Here is an 18,397-nt window from a genome sequence, read left to right as displayed (position 1 = left end):
AGCATTTTTGGTCATCCTAAAATTAGGCAAAAACCTTGGCAATACCCAAGTTTTAAAGTATCAAAGAAAAGCGGTAAAGTACCATCGCCCTCTTTTCGAATCATTTTATATTCGTTTTGGTTAAGGATTTGTATTTTGCCGTTAAATTATAGGCTATGGATGATAGAGAAGTTGGCATAAAAACAATTGTGGAAGAATTTGCAATATGGGAACGTAAACTGAGCATGCTTTCCTCGGTAAACCTGCACGATCTTCACCTTATTTCTGAACATTACAGCAAAGAACTTTTGAATCTTATTTTTAATCATGAGTTTATTAGTGCCAATGGCATCCAGGCAAACCATGCGGCTGTTGACCTGGTAGACAAGAAGAACCGGACCGCCGCCCAGGTTTCATCCACAAAGACTGCATCGAAAATACAAAAGACTTTGGATGCCTTTCACCAAAACCTGCTGTTTAAAGATTATGATCGGTTGATCGTACTGGTGTTGGGAAAGAAACAAAGAACCTACACCAACCTGCGGATTCCTGACGGGGTAAAATTCAGTGTTAAGGCAGACATCATTGATTTTGATGATTTGGTGAAAACCATTAACGTACTCTCCACACAATCGATTTTAAAAATCTGCGCTATTTTTAAGGACAACAAAGGCCACCATACTACTACTGAATCCAAATCGGTCCTGGACATCCAAAAAAGCATGGAGCTGAAATCGCGGCTAAAAAAAGACATCCAACTTGAACTTCCCAGGGAGCAGTGGACGCATTCGCACTACGAACCTTGGATAAAATTCGTCTACCATAATTTCATCCTTCGGGATCCCGATGACACGCTTTTTCCGGAAGTTGACCCAGAAAACTGCACATGGCTTAAAGTGGAATCCTGGAACTTTTATGATAGGGGATTAGAATTTATGTCCCACGGGGGCGATGCGGTTTTTGATGAGCTGGGGTATTGGGACATCCTGGAATATAACGATCCCAGGAAAGATAACCCAAAATACGAGGTTCGCCCCTATAATGTTTTCACTAGGCTCGAATACCTCAATATCGCAACCTATGATCTGGAATCCGATCCCTATTACAGTTCACCGACGATCTATTGTACCTTTTTTCCAGACAGAGAACATCCTTTCTCTGAAATCCTCTATGGTCATGCCGGATCGGTAAAAGAGGAGCGTTGGACTTATATATTCGACAATGCCATGAGAAGGAAATCAGGCTGGGAAGTTAAACCAAACCCCTGATATCAAGTCCTTAGATTTGTTCCAACCGGCTATAAAAAAGTTCAAGATCTGAATGTGTTCCGGTAAAAACTTCTGTCTGGTATTTCTCGGCCAGACCAGTCTGCAGCAATTCAAATTTACGCTGTTTATCTGTAAAAAGCAGATCGGAGGCAGGTAAACCTGTGGACAGGCGCATAATGTCAATTTGGTCGTTTACTGTTTCTTTTTATGTTCGATGACCAGATTTGAAGTAAGGCTCACACGAATATCCAAAGGGGGAATCAGGTTAATGCAAAAAAATCAATTAATTGAGGGGGTCATTTTGTAGTGGTTTATCCACTATATCACTCAAATGCCTATCTTTAAAACTGAAAATAAATATCATGAAAGCGCTCTGGAACATCTTCGTTAAAAACCTGTCGAACATAATGAGTTTGATCGGGATCATTCTGTCCATTTACTTCGGAGTGTACTACGTCCCCGCATGGCTCGAAGATGCAGAAAAACAGAAATTTTATAATGCCCAGGCGAGCCTGGAGCAATCGATCAAAGAACTGATCTTTAGCGATTCCAACTGCACCTATCCAGAGGTACAGTCGCTAGTCAAGGCAAAAGAAATCATTCTCAATAAAAGCTATCCCCTCACTGCAGATCAGATCATGATCAAAGTGGAGGCCTCTTTCATGGACGATAAATTCTTACCGCTAGAAAAAAGAAGGCAACTGATCGCCGAATCCCAGCTGATCAGAAAGACCATCCCACCGAATTTAAACAAAGCGGAAAAAAAGAAAAGTTCCCTCCCCTTACTGGGCTGGTTATCGGTGATCTTTACCCTGGCTGCAACAGGTGCTGCCGTTTACGGCTATTACCTCAGATACCTCAAGGAAAAGGAAACCCAGGAAGAAATCAGCAACCAGGTCAGCCAGGTCGAGGCAGAATTTATTGGCCAACGCAACGGATATACTTTTGAAAGCGAAATCGTCAAAGCCCTGCAAAACTATCCCGGTATTGAAATGGTCTGGCAAAATCAACCAATGGATTGGGGATTTGACATTGAATTCACTTACAAGCAGAGAACGATATTTGTAGAGATCAAATACCTCACCAGCAGCAAGGTCGGCCTGTCCTCGATACAGAAGTTCTTTCACAAACAAAAAGGGAGACAGGGCGAATTCTGGTTCGTCCACAACAGCGAACTGACCAAGATGTCACAGAACAGGTTTGAGGAACTTAATGAGCTTTTCGGTTCATCGAGATCATGTAAACTCATCCAGGTGGGTTCTGCGGCAGATTTCAGGGAAAAATTAAAGGCATTATTGAGCTAAACGTTCCCCAGCCCTCATTACAGAGCAGGTAGTGATTTGAAGTAAATATTGTTCTTACGAGCCAGGGTTTTCCGTCCAGATTTTAAACGCATTAAAATGAACACCTCATTTCTCAAAAAATGAATGAAAAACGCGAAATAAAGGGAATTTGGTTTCTCCCAAGTTCACCAGAGATTGAAGTAGGGGGAATTCTGACATACGAGCCCGGAAAGGTAATCCAGCTTGAATTGATCGGCGATTTGATGCAGCGCACCGATTTCATTGCATATTTTGATGGCAGCAAGCACGGGGTAATTTACGGGGTCACAAGTACCGGTAAAAAAATCTCCCTTTATGAGTGTTACGGTTCCTGTACCGTTACCACTTATGCCGTACCGCTAACGAGTTATAGCGCAAGTGCATTCATAGAAGGCAAGCATCAGCAGGATCCCCTGGAGACTGTCTTTGACCAGATCGAAGTAGACTTCCCGCAACTGGAGTGGATATTTCGGGTAGATTGACCATACAATTTCGGAAAACCTGTACAACTTATTTCGAAACGGATTGACCACCTAGATCAATTGATAATCAAATATTTACTCAATCAAACAGAATGTACCCTTACTGGTCAGTTTGCCACGGAATTTGGTGGTCAAAGACTCCGAAATCCCCAATCTTATCCTTTTGCTGTATAATGTACGAATAACGCTGGATTATCCGGATTTTTACGAAGCGTAAGAATCAATACATTGTCCAAAAGCAGCACGATAAAAGCCCTCACTGAACTTGTCCAAGAACAGGTCGTTCAAATAACAGCCTTAACGGTTCGTATTGAAAACATGGAATTATTAGCTGTAAAGCAGCAGGTGCATATTGAGGTTTTAGAACAGGAGCTATCTTTTTACAAGAGCCGGAAAAATAGCGGTAATTCACATATGCCGCCATCTGATCTGATCAAAGGCAATCAAAGTTTAAGAGAGAAAAGCGGTAAAAAAGCAGGTGGACAGCAGGGACATGAGGGGTCAACCTTAAAATTTTCCGCTACGCCTGACCGGATCATTACCCATAGTCCCGATTATTGCCAACTTTGTGGCGATGATCTGGAACAGATCGTGGCTACCCCATTAACTAGGCGGCAGGTAATAGACGTTCCCATACCCGCAGCTATTTGCACCGAACACCGGACATTCACTAAAACCTGTTCCTGCGGACATGTTAATAAAGGCAAATTTCCTACCAATGTAAACGCCAATGTTCAGTATGGCAGCCATATCGAAGCATTAACCGCTTATCTGAACGTTCGTCAATATATGCCATTTGGGCGCATCCAGGAGTTTTACAGCAAGATCATGGGATTGGAAATAAGTCAGGGTGGAATTGTTGGTTTATTGCAGCGCTTTACAGGCAAGGCTTTGCCGATGTATCAGGAAATCAAAAACAGGATTGAAAAAGCCGCTTGTTTGGGAACAGACGAAACGGGTGCAAAAATAAATGGCAAAACCCATTGGTTCTGGACATGGCAGAATGAAGCATTGACTTTTATTGTTCAATCCCCAAGCAGGGGATATAAAACCATTCAGGAAACATTCCCCGATGGCTTGCCTGATGTCGTGCTGGTACATGACCGGTGGGCCGCACATTTCAAATGTGAAGTTGACCACCACCAGGTCTGTCTGGCTCATTTGTTTAGGGACTTGAATTATATCACGCAAGTACACGGGAGCAATTGGGCGCAATCGTTAAAATCAGTGCTTAAGGAGGCCATCGCACTAAACAACCAGCCTGATTATAACGGTTTGGCGGCCAGTCCGGCAAGAAGTGACCTCGAGTGGTCTCTTATGGATTTACTACAGCATGCTTTGCCAGAAAAAGATAAATTAGCGATCAGGCTACAAAAAAAATTGCGTAAGATCAGTCACCATATACTTTGCTTTTTACATTACAATAATGTTCCGCCCGACAATAACGGTTCCGAAAGGGCTATTAGAACAATTAAAGTTAAACAAAAGGTATCCGGAGGCTTTCGGTCTATTGATGGTGCCGATGGTTTTGCTGTAATCCGATCGGTTATTGATACGACTATAAAATCCAGAAATGACGTCTTTCATGCGCTAAACCTAATCGCTAACTTTACTGCTGAATAGTTACAAGGTTTTTTTTGAGGTGCAATATGTAAAATTAGATAATTATCGATTTTACTTCAATTCTAATATATTTCTTATTTGTTTCACCTCTTTTTTAATTTCTATCACTGCTTTTTCAGTATTATCAACTTTGTTTTGCTAAACAAAATAGTTAATGGCAAAAAATATAAACCCACTAAATCCCACTGTCATAATAAACTTGAAGAGTGAATTTGAATACGTTTTATATAATGCTTTGTCCCATATTTTATTAGTAACCATACTTTTAAAAATGTGTAAGTAGGTAACTCTTATTCTCTGTATTAAATTAGGGTTACCATCCAAACTAGAATATTCCATATAAGCCATAAAACATCTCCAATGGTATTTCAAAGTGCTTTTCAATAGTAACTTTTTAGGATCAATACGTTGCTCTAAAAAGATGAAATCTTCTTTTAAGCTTAAATTTTCTGCTTTGGCTGGGTAAAGCATTACAGATATAAAGCCATCATCGTTCAAGGTGTATAATAAGGTAGCGCCCTCTTCAATTAACGCTTGCGAACCGGTTGGAGTAATAGAAGTGGATAAACCATAACCTATTGACCCCAGTTCACCAAAAATAAATTATTGATAACCTTTTGATGACCAGTTTGTTTTGTGTAATTCTGAAATTGGTGGAATAGGGTCAAATTTATTGGTTTATCCACATTAAGAACTAAAATATAAAAATCAAGAATATTCAATTAACTAGGCAAAATCCAATAATCACAATTTGTATACCCTAGTAGTGAAATTGCAAGAAACTCTACTAGAGAACTTTCATTCCTCGTCATCTAATTCATCAGCCAAATTAATTATACGTTTTAAATCTGACACAAAGTGGTTCGAGAAAATGTCAGTGAGGTTCACATAAAAAATAATCGGAGAGTATATCTCTACTAGGGATAAATTTTCCGATTATTTAATTTTAAAGAGATTGGTTACCTCACTATCACCAATTACAGGATCAATTCCAAAAGTTGTGGAGGAGAGGTTAAAAAATAGCTTTGTCATTCTATTAAAAAACACCAATGTCCTCTGATGCCGTATAGTTGTTAAAACTATTTCTACCAAAACTATATTATTTCGGATTTAAAGGTGTTATCACTGGATAACAGCTGTCAATTGACTCATTCTCGCCAAGAATAATTTTATTATAACACTTTATTTTTCAATCCACTTACAAATAATTAAAAATTGGTGCAACAGGATTAAATAAATTGGCTCACACCTACTTACTTAATTCTATTAATTTGGCTTTCATCAGTGCAATTTCTTCTTCTTGTGATTTAATGATTTGTTCAGAAAGTTTCTTTACTTCGGGATCTTTGATATTTGCATGCTTGCTTGTCATGATTGCCGAAGAATGGTGAGGTATCATTGCCTTCATATATTGAACATCTCCTACAAATATTTGTTGTCTTAAAAAAGTCAAAACTAAAACAAACACTAAGATGGACGAGCCGAAAATCACCCTGTTTAATATCTTATTTTGATACATTTTACCCATCATTGATAACATGGTAATTGCCATCGTCGAAACCATCAAAATAGACATATAAGCTCTTGTAGTGCTCAAATAAATATGGTCAGCTTCATCAACATTTAAAAACATTATACCATACATAATTATGAAGGATATGGCCAGCATAAAAAGAAATTTTTTGTATGGGCTACCATCGTGTTCCATTTTTTTGTGATTTGTTTTTTGATCGGCCTTTTCCATGATTTTATGATTTAATATTTGAATGATTTAGTTTAATTTTTCATTAGTGTCCATTAAAAGATAAAAATTGTTCTTTGAAATCATTGATAGTCTATTAGTTATGTGCTGAATTAATGCGTGACGATTTGGATTGATTACGTTAGGCGGAATAATAGGCTTATCATGAATCAGGGCAAATATGTTTTCGCACAACTGGCGGAGTTTCTTCCACAGCGTGTATTCGATGGAATTGTAAAAAAGTATGACGGTGATAAATATGTGAGGCATTTTTCCTGTTGGAACCAATTACTTTGCATGTTATTCGGTCAGCTTACCAACCGGGATAGTTTACGGGATCTGATCATTGCTTTGGAAGCCCATAGTAAGAAATCATACCATTTGGGACTCGGCAAAAGCGTAACCCGGAGCAATCTGGCCAAAGCTAATCAGGGCCGCAACAGCAAAATATTCGAAGAGTTCGCTTATCACCTGATCAGTATCGCCCGGAATAAGCGGGCCAATGAAGATTTTGAGATAAAAGGCAAGGTGTATGCATTTGATTCCTCTACCATAGATCTCTGTCTGAGTGTTTTCTGGTGGGCAAAGTTTCGTAAAACTAAGGGTGGAATAAAACTCCATACCCTTTTTGATATTACCACACAAATTCCTGCTTTTATACATATCACACCAGCGGCCGTAAACGACATGAACGCCATGGACCATCTCATTTATGAAGAAGCTGCCTACTATGTTTTCGACCGGGGATATGTGGATTTTTCCAGGCTTTATACTATCACCCAAAGGAAAGCTTTCTTCGTCATACGAGCTAAGTCAAGCTTGAAATATCGCAGGATATATTCCCGAAAAGTGGATAAGTCGACAGGGGTATTGTGTGATCAGAGTGGTCTGCTGACAGGGCTTTATACCCTCAAAGATTATCCGGAAAAACTGAGAAGGGTAAAGTACTACGACCAGGAAAGCGAGAGAACATTTGTTTTCCTGACCAACAATATGGAAATAACAGCATCCCAGGTATCGCTTCTTTATAAAACCGCTGGCAGATTGAGCTCTTCTTCAAATGGATCAAACAACATTTGAAGATAAAGTCCTTTTGGGGTACTTCTGAAAATGCGGTTCGTATCCAGGTGTATTCGGCAATTATCACATACTGTCTGGTAGCAATAGTTGCCAAAGAACTCAAATCAGACCGCTCAACCTACGAAATATTACAGGTGATCGGCATCTCGCTACTGGATAAAACCCCTGTAAATGAGCTACTTAAAAATATAGATTACAAAGATGTTAAAGAACTGAATTGTAACCAACTGTCACTCAGCTTGTTTTAAGTGGACAGTTATGTTAATTTTTATTAAAGGTTTGGCCTTCTCAGTCTTAAAGAGTTCAAAATAACAGAGACTGAACTAAAACTAATAGCGAGTGCTGCTATGATAGGAGACACAAAATTACAAAGCAGACATGCAGCATCCCTGTAGTAATGGGTATTTCTTAAGCATTATATAAGGTCGAAAAAACAGACTTCCCTTAATATTTCGCATAACCTTATTACTTAACAATTTTGCGCTTCCCTTGTTTCGGTGCTAGCTAAAAAAAAATAGAATTCATTGTTTGTAATTTGTTTTTTATTGGTGTTTTGCTTTTCAGTGCTCTATGGGGTTTGTTGTAATTATAGTCTTTTATCCTTCTCTATAAGGTGCAATTTCATCTTGGCAACTTATTAACCGTAAGGTCGGTAATGATGTGTCCGTTTCTATCATCAGTATTTCTCTGTTAAAATCATCAATTACATTCAATAAACTTATTTTTCGTCCATCTAAAGAACTGGTTCTCCTGCATTTATTTACCCCCAATTTTCTTTCTAAGCAATTGTGCATTGATCGCAACTATAATTGTACTTAAGCTCATGAATACTGCACCTACCGCAGGGCCTAAAACAAACCCAAAAGAATAAAGTGCACCTGCTGCAAGCGGAATAGCGATCAGATTATAGCCCGTTGCCCATATCAAATTCTGAATCATTTTTTTATAGGTCGCTTTCCCGAAAAGAATTAGGTTTGCGATGTCCTGCGGATTACTGTTTACCAAAATAATGTCTGCTGTTTCGGCGGCTATATCCGTTCCAGAGCCCACAGCAATACCAACATTAGACTGCGCCAAGGCTGGGGCATCATTTACGCCGTCTCCTGTCATTGCGACAAATTCTCCTTTGCTTTGCAGTTCTTTTACAATTTCCACTTTTCTGTGTGGAAGTACCTCCGCATAGTAGCCATCTAATCCAAGTTTATCACTAACAGCCTTTGCAGTTTTTTCATTGTCGCCTGTCGCCATCAACACCTTAATATTGTTCTTTTTAAATATTTTAATTGCTTCCGCGGATTCAGGTCTGATTTCATCTGCTAAAGCTATATATCCGGCAAGCTTTCCCGCAATTAAAACAAATACCACCGTTTCAGCCGCATCATTAAAAGCGTCTTCTGGAATGCTGATTTTCTCGTCTCTTAAATAACCTGGACTTACTACTTTTATGTCCTTTCCCTCTACATTGGCTTCAACCCCTTTACCGGTAATTGCATTAAACTTTTGAAGCTGTGGTATAGCAATCTTTTCTTCTTTTACTTTCTTCAAAATTCCGACAGCGATTGGATGTTCAGAGCTTTGTTCCAAAGCACTGGCCAAGCGAAGGATTTCTTGGTCAGGATAAGTTTTATCCACCGATTGTATTCGTGTTACCCCAAAATCTCCTTTTGTAAGTGTTCCAGTCTTATCAAACAACAATACAGATATTTTTCGAGATTCTTCGAAAGCTGTTCTATTGCGAATCAATAATCCATTTTGGGCAGATACTGCAGTAGAAATTGCGACTACCAATGGAATTGCTAAGCCTAAGGCATGTGGACAGGCGATAACCATTACCGTAACCATTCTTTCTAACGCATACACAAAAGGAAACCCCATCAGCAGCCATACTGCCAACGTACCAAAACCCACGGCTAAGGCAACATAAGTAAGCCATTTTGCTGCCCTATCCGAAAGATTCTGCATTTTAGATTTAGTTTTTTGTGCATCCTCAACCAATTTAATCACCTTGTTGAGATAACTGTCTTTTCCGGTGTGTTCTACTTTGATCCTTAATACACCGTTACCGTTTACCGATCCGCCGATAACTTTTTCATCCAATTCTTTCTTTACCGGTTTAGATTCGCCAGTAAGCATGGATTCGTTCAGATAGCTACTCCCTTCTATAATGATACCATCTGCTGGTACTTTTTCGCCGGGTTTCACCAAAATGACATCATCTTTTAGCAAATCTTCCAGCTTAATATCTTCTACCTTTTCTCCATTTACCCGATGAGCCTCTGCAGGCATCATACTCACTAACAGTTGCAAAGCTCTTGAAGCACCCAGCACGCTTTTCATTTCTATCCAATGCCCCAAAAGCATAATCGCAATCAGCGTGGCCAATTCCCAGAAAAAATCTACTCCGGGTAAACCGAAAACAGTTGCCGAACTATAAAAATAGGCAATGCTGATAGCCATGGCAATTAAGGTCATCATCCCCGGTGTTGCTTTTTTAACCTCGGACCACAGACCTTTTAAGAAAGGCCATCCACCATAAAAATAAACGATGCTGGAGAGACCAAAAAGAATATAAGGATTGCCAGGGAGTAAAAATTTGTAGTTAAAAAAACCCTGTATCATGGGCGAGATAAGTAGGATCGGCCCTGTAAGAACCAAAGTCAGCCAAAATCGCTTTTTAAAGTCGGCAATCATCATTTTATGATGGTCATGACCTGCCATTCCCATTGGGATAGCATCATGGTCCATCTTGGAGTGATCCATTTTACTGTGATCCATATTACTATGGTCGTCGGATTTTGGGTCTTCCATTTCAGAATGATCCATTTTTGAGTGATCAATAACTTCACTATCCTCGGCTTTCTTATCCTCATTTGCTGTGGGTTTGTTTTCAGCTTTATCATTTTCTTCAGGCTCTGTTGCAGAAGATGAAGTTTTTTCCTCTTTCTCTTTTTTGAGTTCACTTACAGACTCATCCGATTCTGTAACTTCAGGATTTTCTGTCTTTGCAGCAGCTATGGTTTCGGGGCTTCCATTTTCTTCCTCACTTTTGCCTAAAGCCGGGATTATCGAGGCTTCCTCGTTATCCTCTTTAGTTTTGTCTTGCGAATTTTGCTCTGCAAAAGAATCGTAACTGCGTTGTTTTACAGTTGATTTTATATCGGCCACATCCAAACGGGTTTCATCGTAGCGAACTGTGGCGATTTCAGTGGCGTAGTTCATTGTCACACTTTCCACACCTGGAACCTCGCCAATGTGTTTTTCCGCTTCTTCTACACTCCAAACTGATAGCATGTCGTGTACATTGATATTGCTTGTTTTCATAAAACTCTATTTACAATTTAAAATGTCTGTCTTCGTTTCGTTTGGGAGCATGCGTCCCAAAAAATCAATGCTTTGCATTGGCTTGGGCTTGTTAAGATGAATGATGGATGTTTCATTTTTGTAGGTTCTAAAGAATATCGTTCTCCATTTCAGCATAATATTCTCCTAGGGTTGCAGCGGCATTCAATTTCGCCCTGTGATATAATAATCTTTGTGCTTCTTCCACATTCGCCTCCTTACCTTTCCACTTATCCAACGCGGGTTGCTGAATGGCCCTTCCAAAAGAAAAGGTAACAATCCACGGCAAGCGATTTTTAAATTTTGTATGTATCGCATTCAAATGTGCTGTTGCATCTTCTGGTGACTGTCCGCCCGATAAAAATGCAATGGCAGGAACTGCAGCTGGGACTGATTCCAGCAAACAGTTTACCGTCGCTTCCGCTACCTCGTCAACGCTATTTTGCACAATGCTTTCTATTCCTGCAATGACCATATTAGGCTTTAGTATCATTCCTTCCAAATAGATTTTGTAAACGGAGAATTGATAAAAGAGTGTTTTCAAAACCTGTGCGGTTATTGCGTAGCAGTGCTCCAAATTATGGCTACCGTTCATCAATACTTCTACTTCTGGTTCTACAATTGGTACAATATCAGCCTCCTGGCATAAAGTAGCATACCTGGCTAGCGTATGAATGTTCGCATCAATAGAGCCCGTAGTTGGAGTGTCATAACCTATGGAAATTACAGCCCGCCATTTTGCAAACCTTGCACCCAACTTTCTGTACTCTTGTAATCGCTCCCTCAATCCGTCCAGTCCTTCTATCACTTTTTCATCAGGAAAACCGGCCATCAATTTCGCACCCGTATCAACCTTGATCCCCGGAATAATTCCAGTCTCAGTTAACACAGCTGTAAAGGGAATCCCGTCTTTTGTTTACTGACGAATAGTTTCATCATACAAGATCGCACCGCCAATACTTTCGTTTAAGCCCGGCGTTGTAACAATCAGTTCACGGTATCTGCGACGCATCTCGACTGTTTGCGGAATGCCTTCGAATGCAAAACGTTTATTACAGGTACTCGTGCTTTCATCCATTGCAAGCAACCCTTTGCTACCGGCAAAGAGTTGCACAACGGTATCTTTTAATATTTGTTTGTCCATGAGGTTAGTTTTTCCATTTCCAATTTCTAATTTCTGGCATATCAATACCTTCTTTTCTGATATAGTTTTTATGCGCAATCAATTTATCCTGCATCTCTTGTTTAAGATGAGCTGTTGTGTTTTTCAACTGTGGCAGCCTGTCTAAGGTATCCATCACTAAATGATACCTGTCCATATCGTTCAAAACTGTCATATCAAAAGGCGTTGTTATAGTTCCTTCTTCTTTGTAGCCACGTACATGAAAGTTTATATGGTTAGTTCGCTTATAGGTGAGCCTATGAATAAGCCAAGGATAACCATGAAACGCAAATATTACAGGTTTATCTTTTGTAAATAAGGTATCAAAGTCTTTATCATTTAAACCATGAGGATGTTCTGTCTCGGGTTGTAATTTCATAAGGTCAACCACGTTAACTATCCGCACTTTTAGGTTAGGCAATTTTTCACGAAGGATAGAAACGGCAGCCAAGGTTTCCAGTGTAGGCACATCTCCGGCACAAGCCATAACTACATCCGGTTCTATATCTTCATCATTACTTGCCCAAGTCCATATTCCTATACCCTTGGTACAATGTACTACTGCTTCATCCATACTCAACCACTGTGGTGCAGGATGTTTACCCGCCACTGTTACATTCACATATTGTCTGCTTCGGAAACAATGATCCATTACTGATAAAAGACAGTTGGCATCTGGTGGAAGATAAACCCTTACTACCGATGCTTTTTTGTTCATCACTACATCAAGAAACCCAGGATCTTGATGAGTGAAACCGTTATGATCCTGTCGCCATACATGTGATGCCAAAAGAATATTTAGCGAGGCGATTTTTCTGCGCCAAGGTAAATGCGAAGTAACTTTTAGCCATTTTGCATGCTGGTTAAACATGCTATCAATAATATGAATAAAGGCTTCGTAACAGTTAAAAAGCCCGTGTCTTCCAGTAAGTAAATATCCTTCGAGCCAGCCTTCGCACTGATGTTCGCTAAGCATTTCCATTACACGGCCTTCTTTTTTAAGAAAGTCATCGGTATCAATTACCGGAGCTTCCCACTGACGGTTGGTAGCTTCAAACACAAAATCTAATTTATTTGAGAGTGTTTCGTCGGGACCAAAAATCCGGAAGTTTCTTTGGTCGGCATTCGCTTTAATAATATCCCTTATAAATTTTCCGAGCACCAAAGTATCGCCCGATCCCATTTCGCCACGATTCATTTCAATTCCATAATCCCTAAAATCAGGCATCCGGAGGTTTTGGAGTAAAAGCCCCCCGTTCGCATGTGGATTGTCGCCCATGCGGTGTTTGCCCGATGGCGCCAGTTCCTGCAATTCGCTTTTGAAACGACCGTTTTCCTCAAATAATTCTTCGGGCTTATAACTTCTTAGCCATTCTTCTAATTGTTTTAAGTGTGCTGGATTTGTAGCAGGATCTTTTATAGGAACTTGATGCGCTAAAAAATTACCCTCAATCTTTTTACCATCAACAAATTTAGGCCCTGTCCATCCTTTTGGCGATTTTAAAATAATCATCGGCCATTTTGGACGAGCAGCATCTTTATTTTGGGCAGCGTTCTTTTTTATCTGTTGTATTTCTTCGATTACTTTATCAAGCAGAATCGCCATTTTCTGGTGCATATCCATCGGGTCATCGCCCTCAATAAAATAAGGCTTCCATCCATAACCTAAGAAAAGCTTCTCCAGTTCTTCGTCTCCGATTCTTGCAAGCACCGTTGGATTGGCAATTTTATATCCATTAAGATGAAGTATAGGGAGTACCGCCCCATCTGTAACCGGGTTTAAGAATTTGTTGGAATGCCATGCTGTTGCAAGTGGACCCGTTTCTGCCTCGCCATCGCCAACTACGCAAGACACGATTAAATCGGGATTGTCAAACGCAGCTCCAAAGGCATGACTGAGTGAATATCCGAGTTCTCCACCTTCATGAATAGAACCGGGACATTCAGGGGAAACATGGCTTGGTATTCCTCCAGGAAATGAAAACTGCGTGAAGAGCTTTTTTAACCCTTCCTCATCCTCACTGATATTCGAATATACCTCACTGTAAGTACCCTCCAAATAAACATTACCAACAATGGCAGGGCCTCCATGACCTGGACCTGATACGTAGATCATATCAAGATCATATTTTTTTATAATCCTGTTCAGATGGACATAGATGAAATTTTGACCTGGCGTTGTACCCCAATGCCCAAGTAACATATTTTTAATGTGTTCTGGCTTTAAAGGTTCTTTTAAAAGCGGATTATCATGTAAATAAATTTGCCCGACAGAAAGATAATTGGCCGCTCGCCAGTACGCATCAATTTTCTTTAACAGATCTGCTGATAGGTTTTCTTTCGATGTTTCTAAGGATTGTGTTTTCATAATTAATTTTTTTAAAACCTCAATTTTATTTTAAACAGAGCAAGCGGGTTTGTTAGACTTGATGTATAATTTTTTGGTAAGCTTTGCAATCATTATTTCTTCATCTGTGGGGATTACATACACCTTCACTTTGCTGGTCTTTGTTGAAATAATTCTTTTACTTTTTGCATTTTTCCCAGCATCTAACTCAATCCCCAGATAATCAAATCCTTCACAGATACGCTTGCGTACTAGCGGTGCATTTTCTCCGATACCGCCAGAAAAAACCAACACATCAAGCCCGTTCAAAGTAGCGGTGTATGCACCAATTGTTTTTTTGATCTGGTAACAGAATATTTCAATGGCTAAAGCTGCATCTTTATTGCTTTTTTGGTGTTTAAGTAAATCCTGCATGTCAGAACTATAGCCCGAAATGCCAAGCAACCCAGATTGATGATTGATCACATCATTGAATTCTTCCGCGTCAAGTCCCTTTTGCATGAGGTACCAAGCCACTCCAGGATCCAAATCGCCACTTCTTGTACTCATTACAATACCTCCTGTTGGTGTAAAGCCCATGCTGGTATCTATACATTTGCCCTTCTTTACCGCTGCAAGACTAGCTCCGTTTCCCAAATGAGCAAGAATAATTTTCCCATCAGCTTCTTCTCCATTTTGCTTTTTTAATTCTTTCATTAGATAGCTATAAGATATACCGTGAAATCCATATCGTTTTACACCTTGGTTATAATATTTTTTTGGGATAGCAAACGTCTTAGCATATTTTGGCATGGTGGTATGGAAAGAGGTATCAAAACAGGCAACTTGTAATAAATTCGGAAATTGTTTTTTAAATAAGGCTATCATTTCAATTTCTGCCGGAAGATGATCTGGGTCATATTCCATTATTTTATGCAATTCCGTCAACAGATGCTCATCAATAATTTCAGGTATTGAATGCTCCATACCATGAACAATGCGATGTCCTACACATTTAATCCCATCATCATAGTTTTGCTCTTTTAACCATTCAATTAATCCTTCTGCAGCTTCATTAAAATTTGTTGAGTTTATGGTGATTTGAGCCTTTTTATTGCTGAGATTATGGGTAACTGTAAATTCAGGATTATCCAATCCTATTCTACTTATTTGACCAAAAAGGACGTTCTCTAATTTTTTATCTGTGTTATACAGAGCGAACTTGAGGCTAGACGAGCCACCGTTGATGATTAGGATATGTTGGTGTACGGATTTCATAGTTCGGTTTCAAATCCTAATGCGTTCAATTCCTTACAAGTTGTTTCATAATTACTATGGCAAATGCCTTTAATGTCTAAGCTTTCAGCAACTTTTACAAATACATCTAAATCATCAATACAGATGGCTTGGTCTGGTTGCGATTGTGCCATATCAAGCGCCAGTTTGTAAATGTCAACATCGGGCTTTCTTAAATGGACATAAGTGGAGGAAACAAAAAAGTCTATAAATTCGGTTAACCAATATTCCTCAATTCTGTAAGTGTTTAATTCCTTTGCCTCGTTGCTTACGGCAACTATTTTTAACTTATATCGCTTTTTAAGCCGTTTAATCAATTCAATCATTTCCGTAAATGGTTGCGATTGAGAGCAAATGAATTTCCAGAACTCTTCTTTTGAAAAATCCCGTGGCTCATAAAAAACAGTAATATTCAGATACTCGTCCAATGTAAGCTTGCCCAGTTCAAAAGTTTCGAATGCCATAGCATGTCTGGCTTCCATTTCATCTCTATCTAGTTGAAATTTCTCGGTCGCTGATTTCCGGGACTTATGTCCCCAGCCGTTTGTTAGCAGTACGCCACCAATATCTAAGAACATGGTTTTTATATTTTTTGCTTCTTTCATGCTAGTTTGTGATAAAAATATTAACGCTTTGTAAAATCGTGTTTTCTTACTAATGGATATCTGAAATTTTATTATCACTCTTTTTGTTGAATAAACATTTCTTTACCCTGTGCGCTAAGCGTTGCAAAAGGAGTAATCCAAAGGATATAAAAATTAAAATATTTAATCTTCATGGTTTATTTTTTCTTAGTCGTGTGGTGTTTAAATAATTGCTTCAAACTATTTAAATAATCCTTAAAAATTTCAGCATTCATCTGAGGGTGTTCGCTATCTGGAATAGTCACTGGATTTTCGTTTAGGAACTGATACAAATCCGGACATTCTTGCTCCATTTTTAATGTCAGATCATTTATTTCCTGAAATATTTGTTTTAAATTTTCCATTTTGACTATATGATTAATAACTTAAGCATTAGGAATATTTTTTCAGTTCTTTTAACAATTCTTCCAAGCTTACTTTAGCTAGGCTATATTTTGATCTGCCGACCCATAATAAATATATAGGTCGTCGCCAAAAACTGCGGTGCCCGTTGGGAATACTACATGGCTTACCACCCCTTGTTTCTCCCATTTCTCTGTTGGGGAGAACAGCGGATAAGGAAGTCGTGAAATTTCGACCTCCGGTTTATCTAGTTGCAACAGTGCAGCAGAGGCATAGTAGGTTTTTCCAATCGTAGTTTCACAGACTCCATGGTAAATCAGCAGCCACCCATCTTTGGTCTTGATGGGTGGGCAACCAGCGCCTATATAATTAACCTCAAAATCGTACTTTGGATCAAGTACGATATGGGCGGTCAGGTCTATTATATAATCCTCCCAAAAAGATTTGGTAAGTTCTTTCCATGCCTCAAAATATACAATCTGGATACCTGGCCAAATGCGGTGCAGCAAAGCAAATTTCCCATTGATCTTTTCTGGAAATAGAACAACATCCTTGTCTCTTAGCAGTCGGTGCTTTTCATCTGCCAATCCTATACTTTCGAAAAGATTTGAGTAGTAATAATACTTTGGATTTAATTTTTCCTGATTACAGTGCTCCAAATGGCATTTATAGTCTTTATAATTGATGGGAGGAGTAAAAACCCCATTCTTTTCAAAATGTTTAAGATCCTTAGACACAGCCCAAGCCCCCATGGCATTTGTTCCATTATATGCCGTATAGGTTAAATAATAGGTGTCTTCTATCTTAACAATTCTGGGATCTTCCACCCCATGTTTTCATAATTATTTTCTATGGCTATAAGGGGTCGGTTAAGCTTTTCTACAATATTTAGGGGGCCATCAGCTTTGGCGTAGCCTATAGAGGAATAATTTCCATCTTCTACAGCCCTGTAAAAAATATGCACCTTATTACCATGCTGAAAAACCGCTGGGTTCAACACCCCATTGGTTTCAAATTTATTTTCGGTAGGAGCCAATAGAATTCCTTTCTTTTCTACGTGCACCATATTTTTAGGTATTTTATCTAATTAAAACTTTATTAAGAGCATAGGGTTCAGCAAATGGTAGCTGATGATGCCTAGAATACTATAGTGTTTAACCATCATTACCACAAATAGGCTCATCAGGGAAATCAGTAAACTGCAATTTATTTTTTTTATTATAGGCTCAATTCAAATAGCAATGCTGTTTTAATTAAAAAATCATTTCCGTCTTTACTAGATTGTACTACACTTTAATTAACTGCAACAAGAATTCTTTCCTCCTCCGTCCGTTGCTGACTTTGTTTCCGGCAAAACATTTTTTGCTTTGCTGTCGTTATTGGAATCAACCTCTTTTATTCCATAGTTCCCCGCTCTATTTAATTGGGCTTGTAGTTCTTCAATACCAATGGATTTGCTCATTGTAAGCACCGCACTTTGCGGGTGCAATTGTACTTCAGCATTTTCTACATCCGGGAGCTGAAGCAAGGATCCCTTTACGTTTGAAACGCATCCACCACAGCTCATTCCTTTTAATTCATAATACTTTTTCATCTTGCTTATCTTTAAATTATTTCTTCAGTTCCGCTGTTGCCCGCTAATCTGTCTTTAATCTTTTAATTTTTGCATATCTCCTACTTTGTTCAGAATCTTTTCCCAATCCGGGTTATTTCCATGTCTGTAATTCGGTAAATCTTAAATCTTTGTTAATATGCCAAGATCTTCAGCGTACAGTGACTTTCTTAATTTTGAA

15 protein-coding genes and 2 pseudogenes are annotated in these 18,397 nt (G+C 39.1%); 5 read left to right on the top strand and 12 right to left on the bottom strand.

Annotated features, from left to right (window positions below; all coding sequences use genetic code 11):
- Nucleotides 1-155: 155 nt before the first annotated feature.
- A complete protein-coding gene (locus ACHFIZ_RS16870) occupies nt 156-1,247 on the top strand; it encodes an SMEK domain-containing protein (RefSeq protein WP_410887973.1) in 1,092 nt (363 codons plus the stop codon).
- Between the two features lie 10 nt (nt 1,248-1,257).
- On the opposite strand, the gene ACHFIZ_RS16865 is transcribed toward ACHFIZ_RS16870, so the two are convergent.
- Nucleotides 1,258-1,422 (bottom strand): hypothetical protein, encoded by a 165-nt coding sequence (locus tag ACHFIZ_RS16865; protein ID WP_410887971.1) that lies wholly within the window; start codon nt 1,420-1,422, stop codon nt 1,258-1,260.
- 187 nt (nt 1,423-1,609) lie between these two features.
- Here ACHFIZ_RS16865 and ACHFIZ_RS16860 point away from each other — a divergent pair, with 187 nt between their 5' ends.
- The 3 genes from ACHFIZ_RS16860 (at nt 1,610) to tnpC (ending at nt 4,674) form a co-directional block, all read left to right on the top strand.
- On the top strand, nt 1,610-2,551 hold the full coding sequence (locus tag ACHFIZ_RS16860; protein WP_410887969.1) for a hypothetical protein: 942 nt from the start codon (nt 1,610-1,612) through the stop codon (nt 2,549-2,551).
- Nucleotides 2,552-2,670: 119 nt separating this feature from the next.
- Nucleotides 2,671-3,051 (top strand): hypothetical protein, encoded by a 381-nt coding sequence (locus ACHFIZ_RS16855; protein WP_410887967.1) that lies wholly within the window; start codon nt 2,671-2,673, stop codon nt 3,049-3,051.
- A 318-nt stretch (nt 3,052-3,369) separates the two neighbouring features.
- Nucleotides 3,370-4,674 carry an IS66 family transposase gene (tnpC, locus tag ACHFIZ_RS16850; protein ID WP_410887965.1) on the top strand — a complete coding sequence of 435 codons (1,305 nt, stop codon included), beginning with the start codon at nt 3,370-3,372 and terminating at the stop codon, nt 4,672-4,674.
- Between the two features lie 138 nt (nt 4,675-4,812).
- Here tnpC and ACHFIZ_RS16845 read toward each other — a convergent pair whose 3' ends face one another.
- Together ACHFIZ_RS16845 and ACHFIZ_RS16840 are read right to left on the bottom strand one after the other, a co-directional pair.
- Nucleotides 4,813-5,172: a hypothetical protein gene (locus ACHFIZ_RS16845; protein ID WP_410887963.1), complete on the bottom strand. Its 360-nt coding sequence runs from the start codon at nt 5,170-5,172 to the stop codon at nt 4,813-4,815.
- Between the two features lie 751 nt (nt 5,173-5,923).
- Entirely contained in the window at nt 5,924-6,418 is a 495-nt protein-coding gene (locus tag ACHFIZ_RS16840) for a DUF305 domain-containing protein (protein WP_410887961.1), read from the bottom strand.
- Nucleotides 6,419-6,580: 162 nt separating this feature from the next.
- On the opposite strand from ACHFIZ_RS16840, the pseudogene ACHFIZ_RS16835 reads away from it, so the two are divergent.
- Nucleotides 6,581-7,743, top strand: a pseudogene (locus tag ACHFIZ_RS16835) (IS4 family transposase).
- Nucleotides 7,744-8,251: 508 nt separating this feature from the next.
- Here the strand turns inward: ACHFIZ_RS16835 and ACHFIZ_RS16830 are convergent.
- The 9 genes and pseudogenes from ACHFIZ_RS16830 to ACHFIZ_RS16790 all read right to left on the bottom strand — a co-directional run bounded on the left by ACHFIZ_RS16830 (nt 8,252) and on the right by ACHFIZ_RS16790 (nt 18,198).
- Nucleotides 8,252-10,816, bottom strand: coding sequence for a copper-translocating P-type ATPase (locus ACHFIZ_RS16830; RefSeq protein WP_410887959.1), 2,565 nt, complete (start codon nt 10,814-10,816; stop codon nt 8,252-8,254).
- Between the two features lie 127 nt (nt 10,817-10,943).
- Nucleotides 10,944-11,978, bottom strand: a pseudogene (locus tag ACHFIZ_RS16825) (class I fructose-bisphosphate aldolase).
- A gap of 4 nt (nt 11,979-11,982) precedes the next feature.
- Entirely contained in the window at nt 11,983-14,364 is a 2,382-nt protein-coding gene (locus ACHFIZ_RS16820) for a phosphoketolase (protein WP_410887957.1), read from the bottom strand.
- A 30-nt stretch (nt 14,365-14,394) separates the two neighbouring features.
- The gene (locus ACHFIZ_RS16815; protein WP_410887955.1) at nt 14,395-15,600 is read right to left on the bottom strand and encodes an acetate/propionate family kinase; all 1,206 of its coding nucleotides are present in this window, start codon (nt 15,598-15,600) and stop codon (nt 14,395-14,397) included.
- On the bottom strand, nt 15,597-16,223 hold the full coding sequence (locus ACHFIZ_RS16810) for an HAD family hydrolase (RefSeq protein WP_410887953.1): 627 nt from the start codon (nt 16,221-16,223) through the stop codon (nt 15,597-15,599). Before ACHFIZ_RS16810 ends, ACHFIZ_RS16815 begins: the two co-directional genes overlap by 4 nt.
- 176 nt (nt 16,224-16,399) lie before the next feature.
- The gene (locus ACHFIZ_RS16805) at nt 16,400-16,606 is read right to left on the bottom strand and encodes a hypothetical protein (RefSeq protein WP_410887951.1); all 207 of its coding nucleotides are present in this window, start codon (nt 16,604-16,606) and stop codon (nt 16,400-16,402) included.
- A 78-nt stretch (nt 16,607-16,684) separates the two neighbouring features.
- Complete coding sequence (locus ACHFIZ_RS16800; RefSeq protein ID WP_410887949.1) at nt 16,685-17,431, bottom strand: hypothetical protein; 747 nt, start codon at nt 17,429-17,431, stop codon at nt 16,685-16,687.
- Entirely contained in the window at nt 17,404-17,670 is a 267-nt protein-coding gene (locus tag ACHFIZ_RS16795) for a hypothetical protein (protein ID WP_410887947.1), read from the bottom strand. The genes ACHFIZ_RS16800 and ACHFIZ_RS16795 overlap by 28 nt, the downstream gene beginning before the upstream one ends.
- A gap of 231 nt (nt 17,671-17,901) precedes the next feature.
- A complete protein-coding gene (locus ACHFIZ_RS16790; protein ID WP_410887945.1) occupies nt 17,902-18,198 on the bottom strand; it encodes a heavy-metal-associated domain-containing protein in 297 nt (98 codons plus the stop codon).
- Between the last annotated feature and the right edge of the window lie 199 nt (nt 18,199-18,397).

The organism is Pedobacter sp. JCM 36344, assembly GCF_046546555.1.
Lineage (GTDB): Bacteria > Bacteroidota > Bacteroidia > Sphingobacteriales > Sphingobacteriaceae > Pedobacter.
Note: the sequence above shows the minus strand (reverse complement) of the source record. Positions and strands in the feature narration are given on the sequence as shown.

Excerpts from the sequence above, each read along its gene's own strand:
- tnpC (WP_410887965.1), top strand. The coding sequence starts at position 3,370 with ATGGAATTATTAGCTGTAAAGCAGCAGGTGCATATTGAGGTTTTAGAA.
- ACHFIZ_RS16810 (WP_410887953.1), bottom strand. The coding sequence starts at position 16,223 with ATGAAAGAAGCAAAAAATATAAAAACCATGTTCTTAGATATTGGTGGC.
- ACHFIZ_RS16855 (WP_410887967.1), top strand. The coding sequence starts at position 2,671 with ATGAATGAAAAACGCGAAATAAAGGGAATTTGGTTTCTCCCAAGTTCA.
- ACHFIZ_RS16820 (WP_410887957.1), bottom strand. The coding sequence starts at position 14,364 with ATGAAAACACAATCCTTAGAAACATCGAAAGAAAACCTATCAGCAGAT.
- ACHFIZ_RS16805 (WP_410887951.1), bottom strand. The coding sequence starts at position 16,606 with ATGGAAAATTTAAAACAAATATTTCAGGAAATAAATGATCTGACATTA.
- ACHFIZ_RS16840 (WP_410887961.1), bottom strand. The coding sequence starts at position 6,418 with ATGGAAAAGGCCGATCAAAAAACAAATCACAAAAAAATGGAACACGAT.
- ACHFIZ_RS16865 (WP_410887971.1), bottom strand. The coding sequence starts at position 1,422 with ATGCGCCTGTCCACAGGTTTACCTGCCTCCGATCTGCTTTTTACAGAT.
- ACHFIZ_RS16870 (WP_410887973.1), top strand. The coding sequence starts at position 156 with ATGGATGATAGAGAAGTTGGCATAAAAACAATTGTGGAAGAATTTGCA.
- ACHFIZ_RS16795 (WP_410887947.1), bottom strand. The coding sequence starts at position 17,670 with ATGGTGCACGTAGAAAAGAAAGGAATTCTATTGGCTCCTACCGAAAAT.
- ACHFIZ_RS16830 (WP_410887959.1), bottom strand. The coding sequence starts at position 10,816 with ATGAAAACAAGCAATATCAATGTACACGACATGCTATCAGTTTGGAGT.
- ACHFIZ_RS16815 (WP_410887955.1), bottom strand. The coding sequence starts at position 15,600 with ATGAAATCCGTACACCAACATATCCTAATCATCAACGGTGGCTCGTCT.
- ACHFIZ_RS16790 (WP_410887945.1), bottom strand. The coding sequence starts at position 18,198 with ATGAAAAAGTATTATGAATTAAAAGGAATGAGCTGTGGTGGATGCGTT.
- ACHFIZ_RS16860 (WP_410887969.1), top strand. The coding sequence starts at position 1,610 with ATGAAAGCGCTCTGGAACATCTTCGTTAAAAACCTGTCGAACATAATG.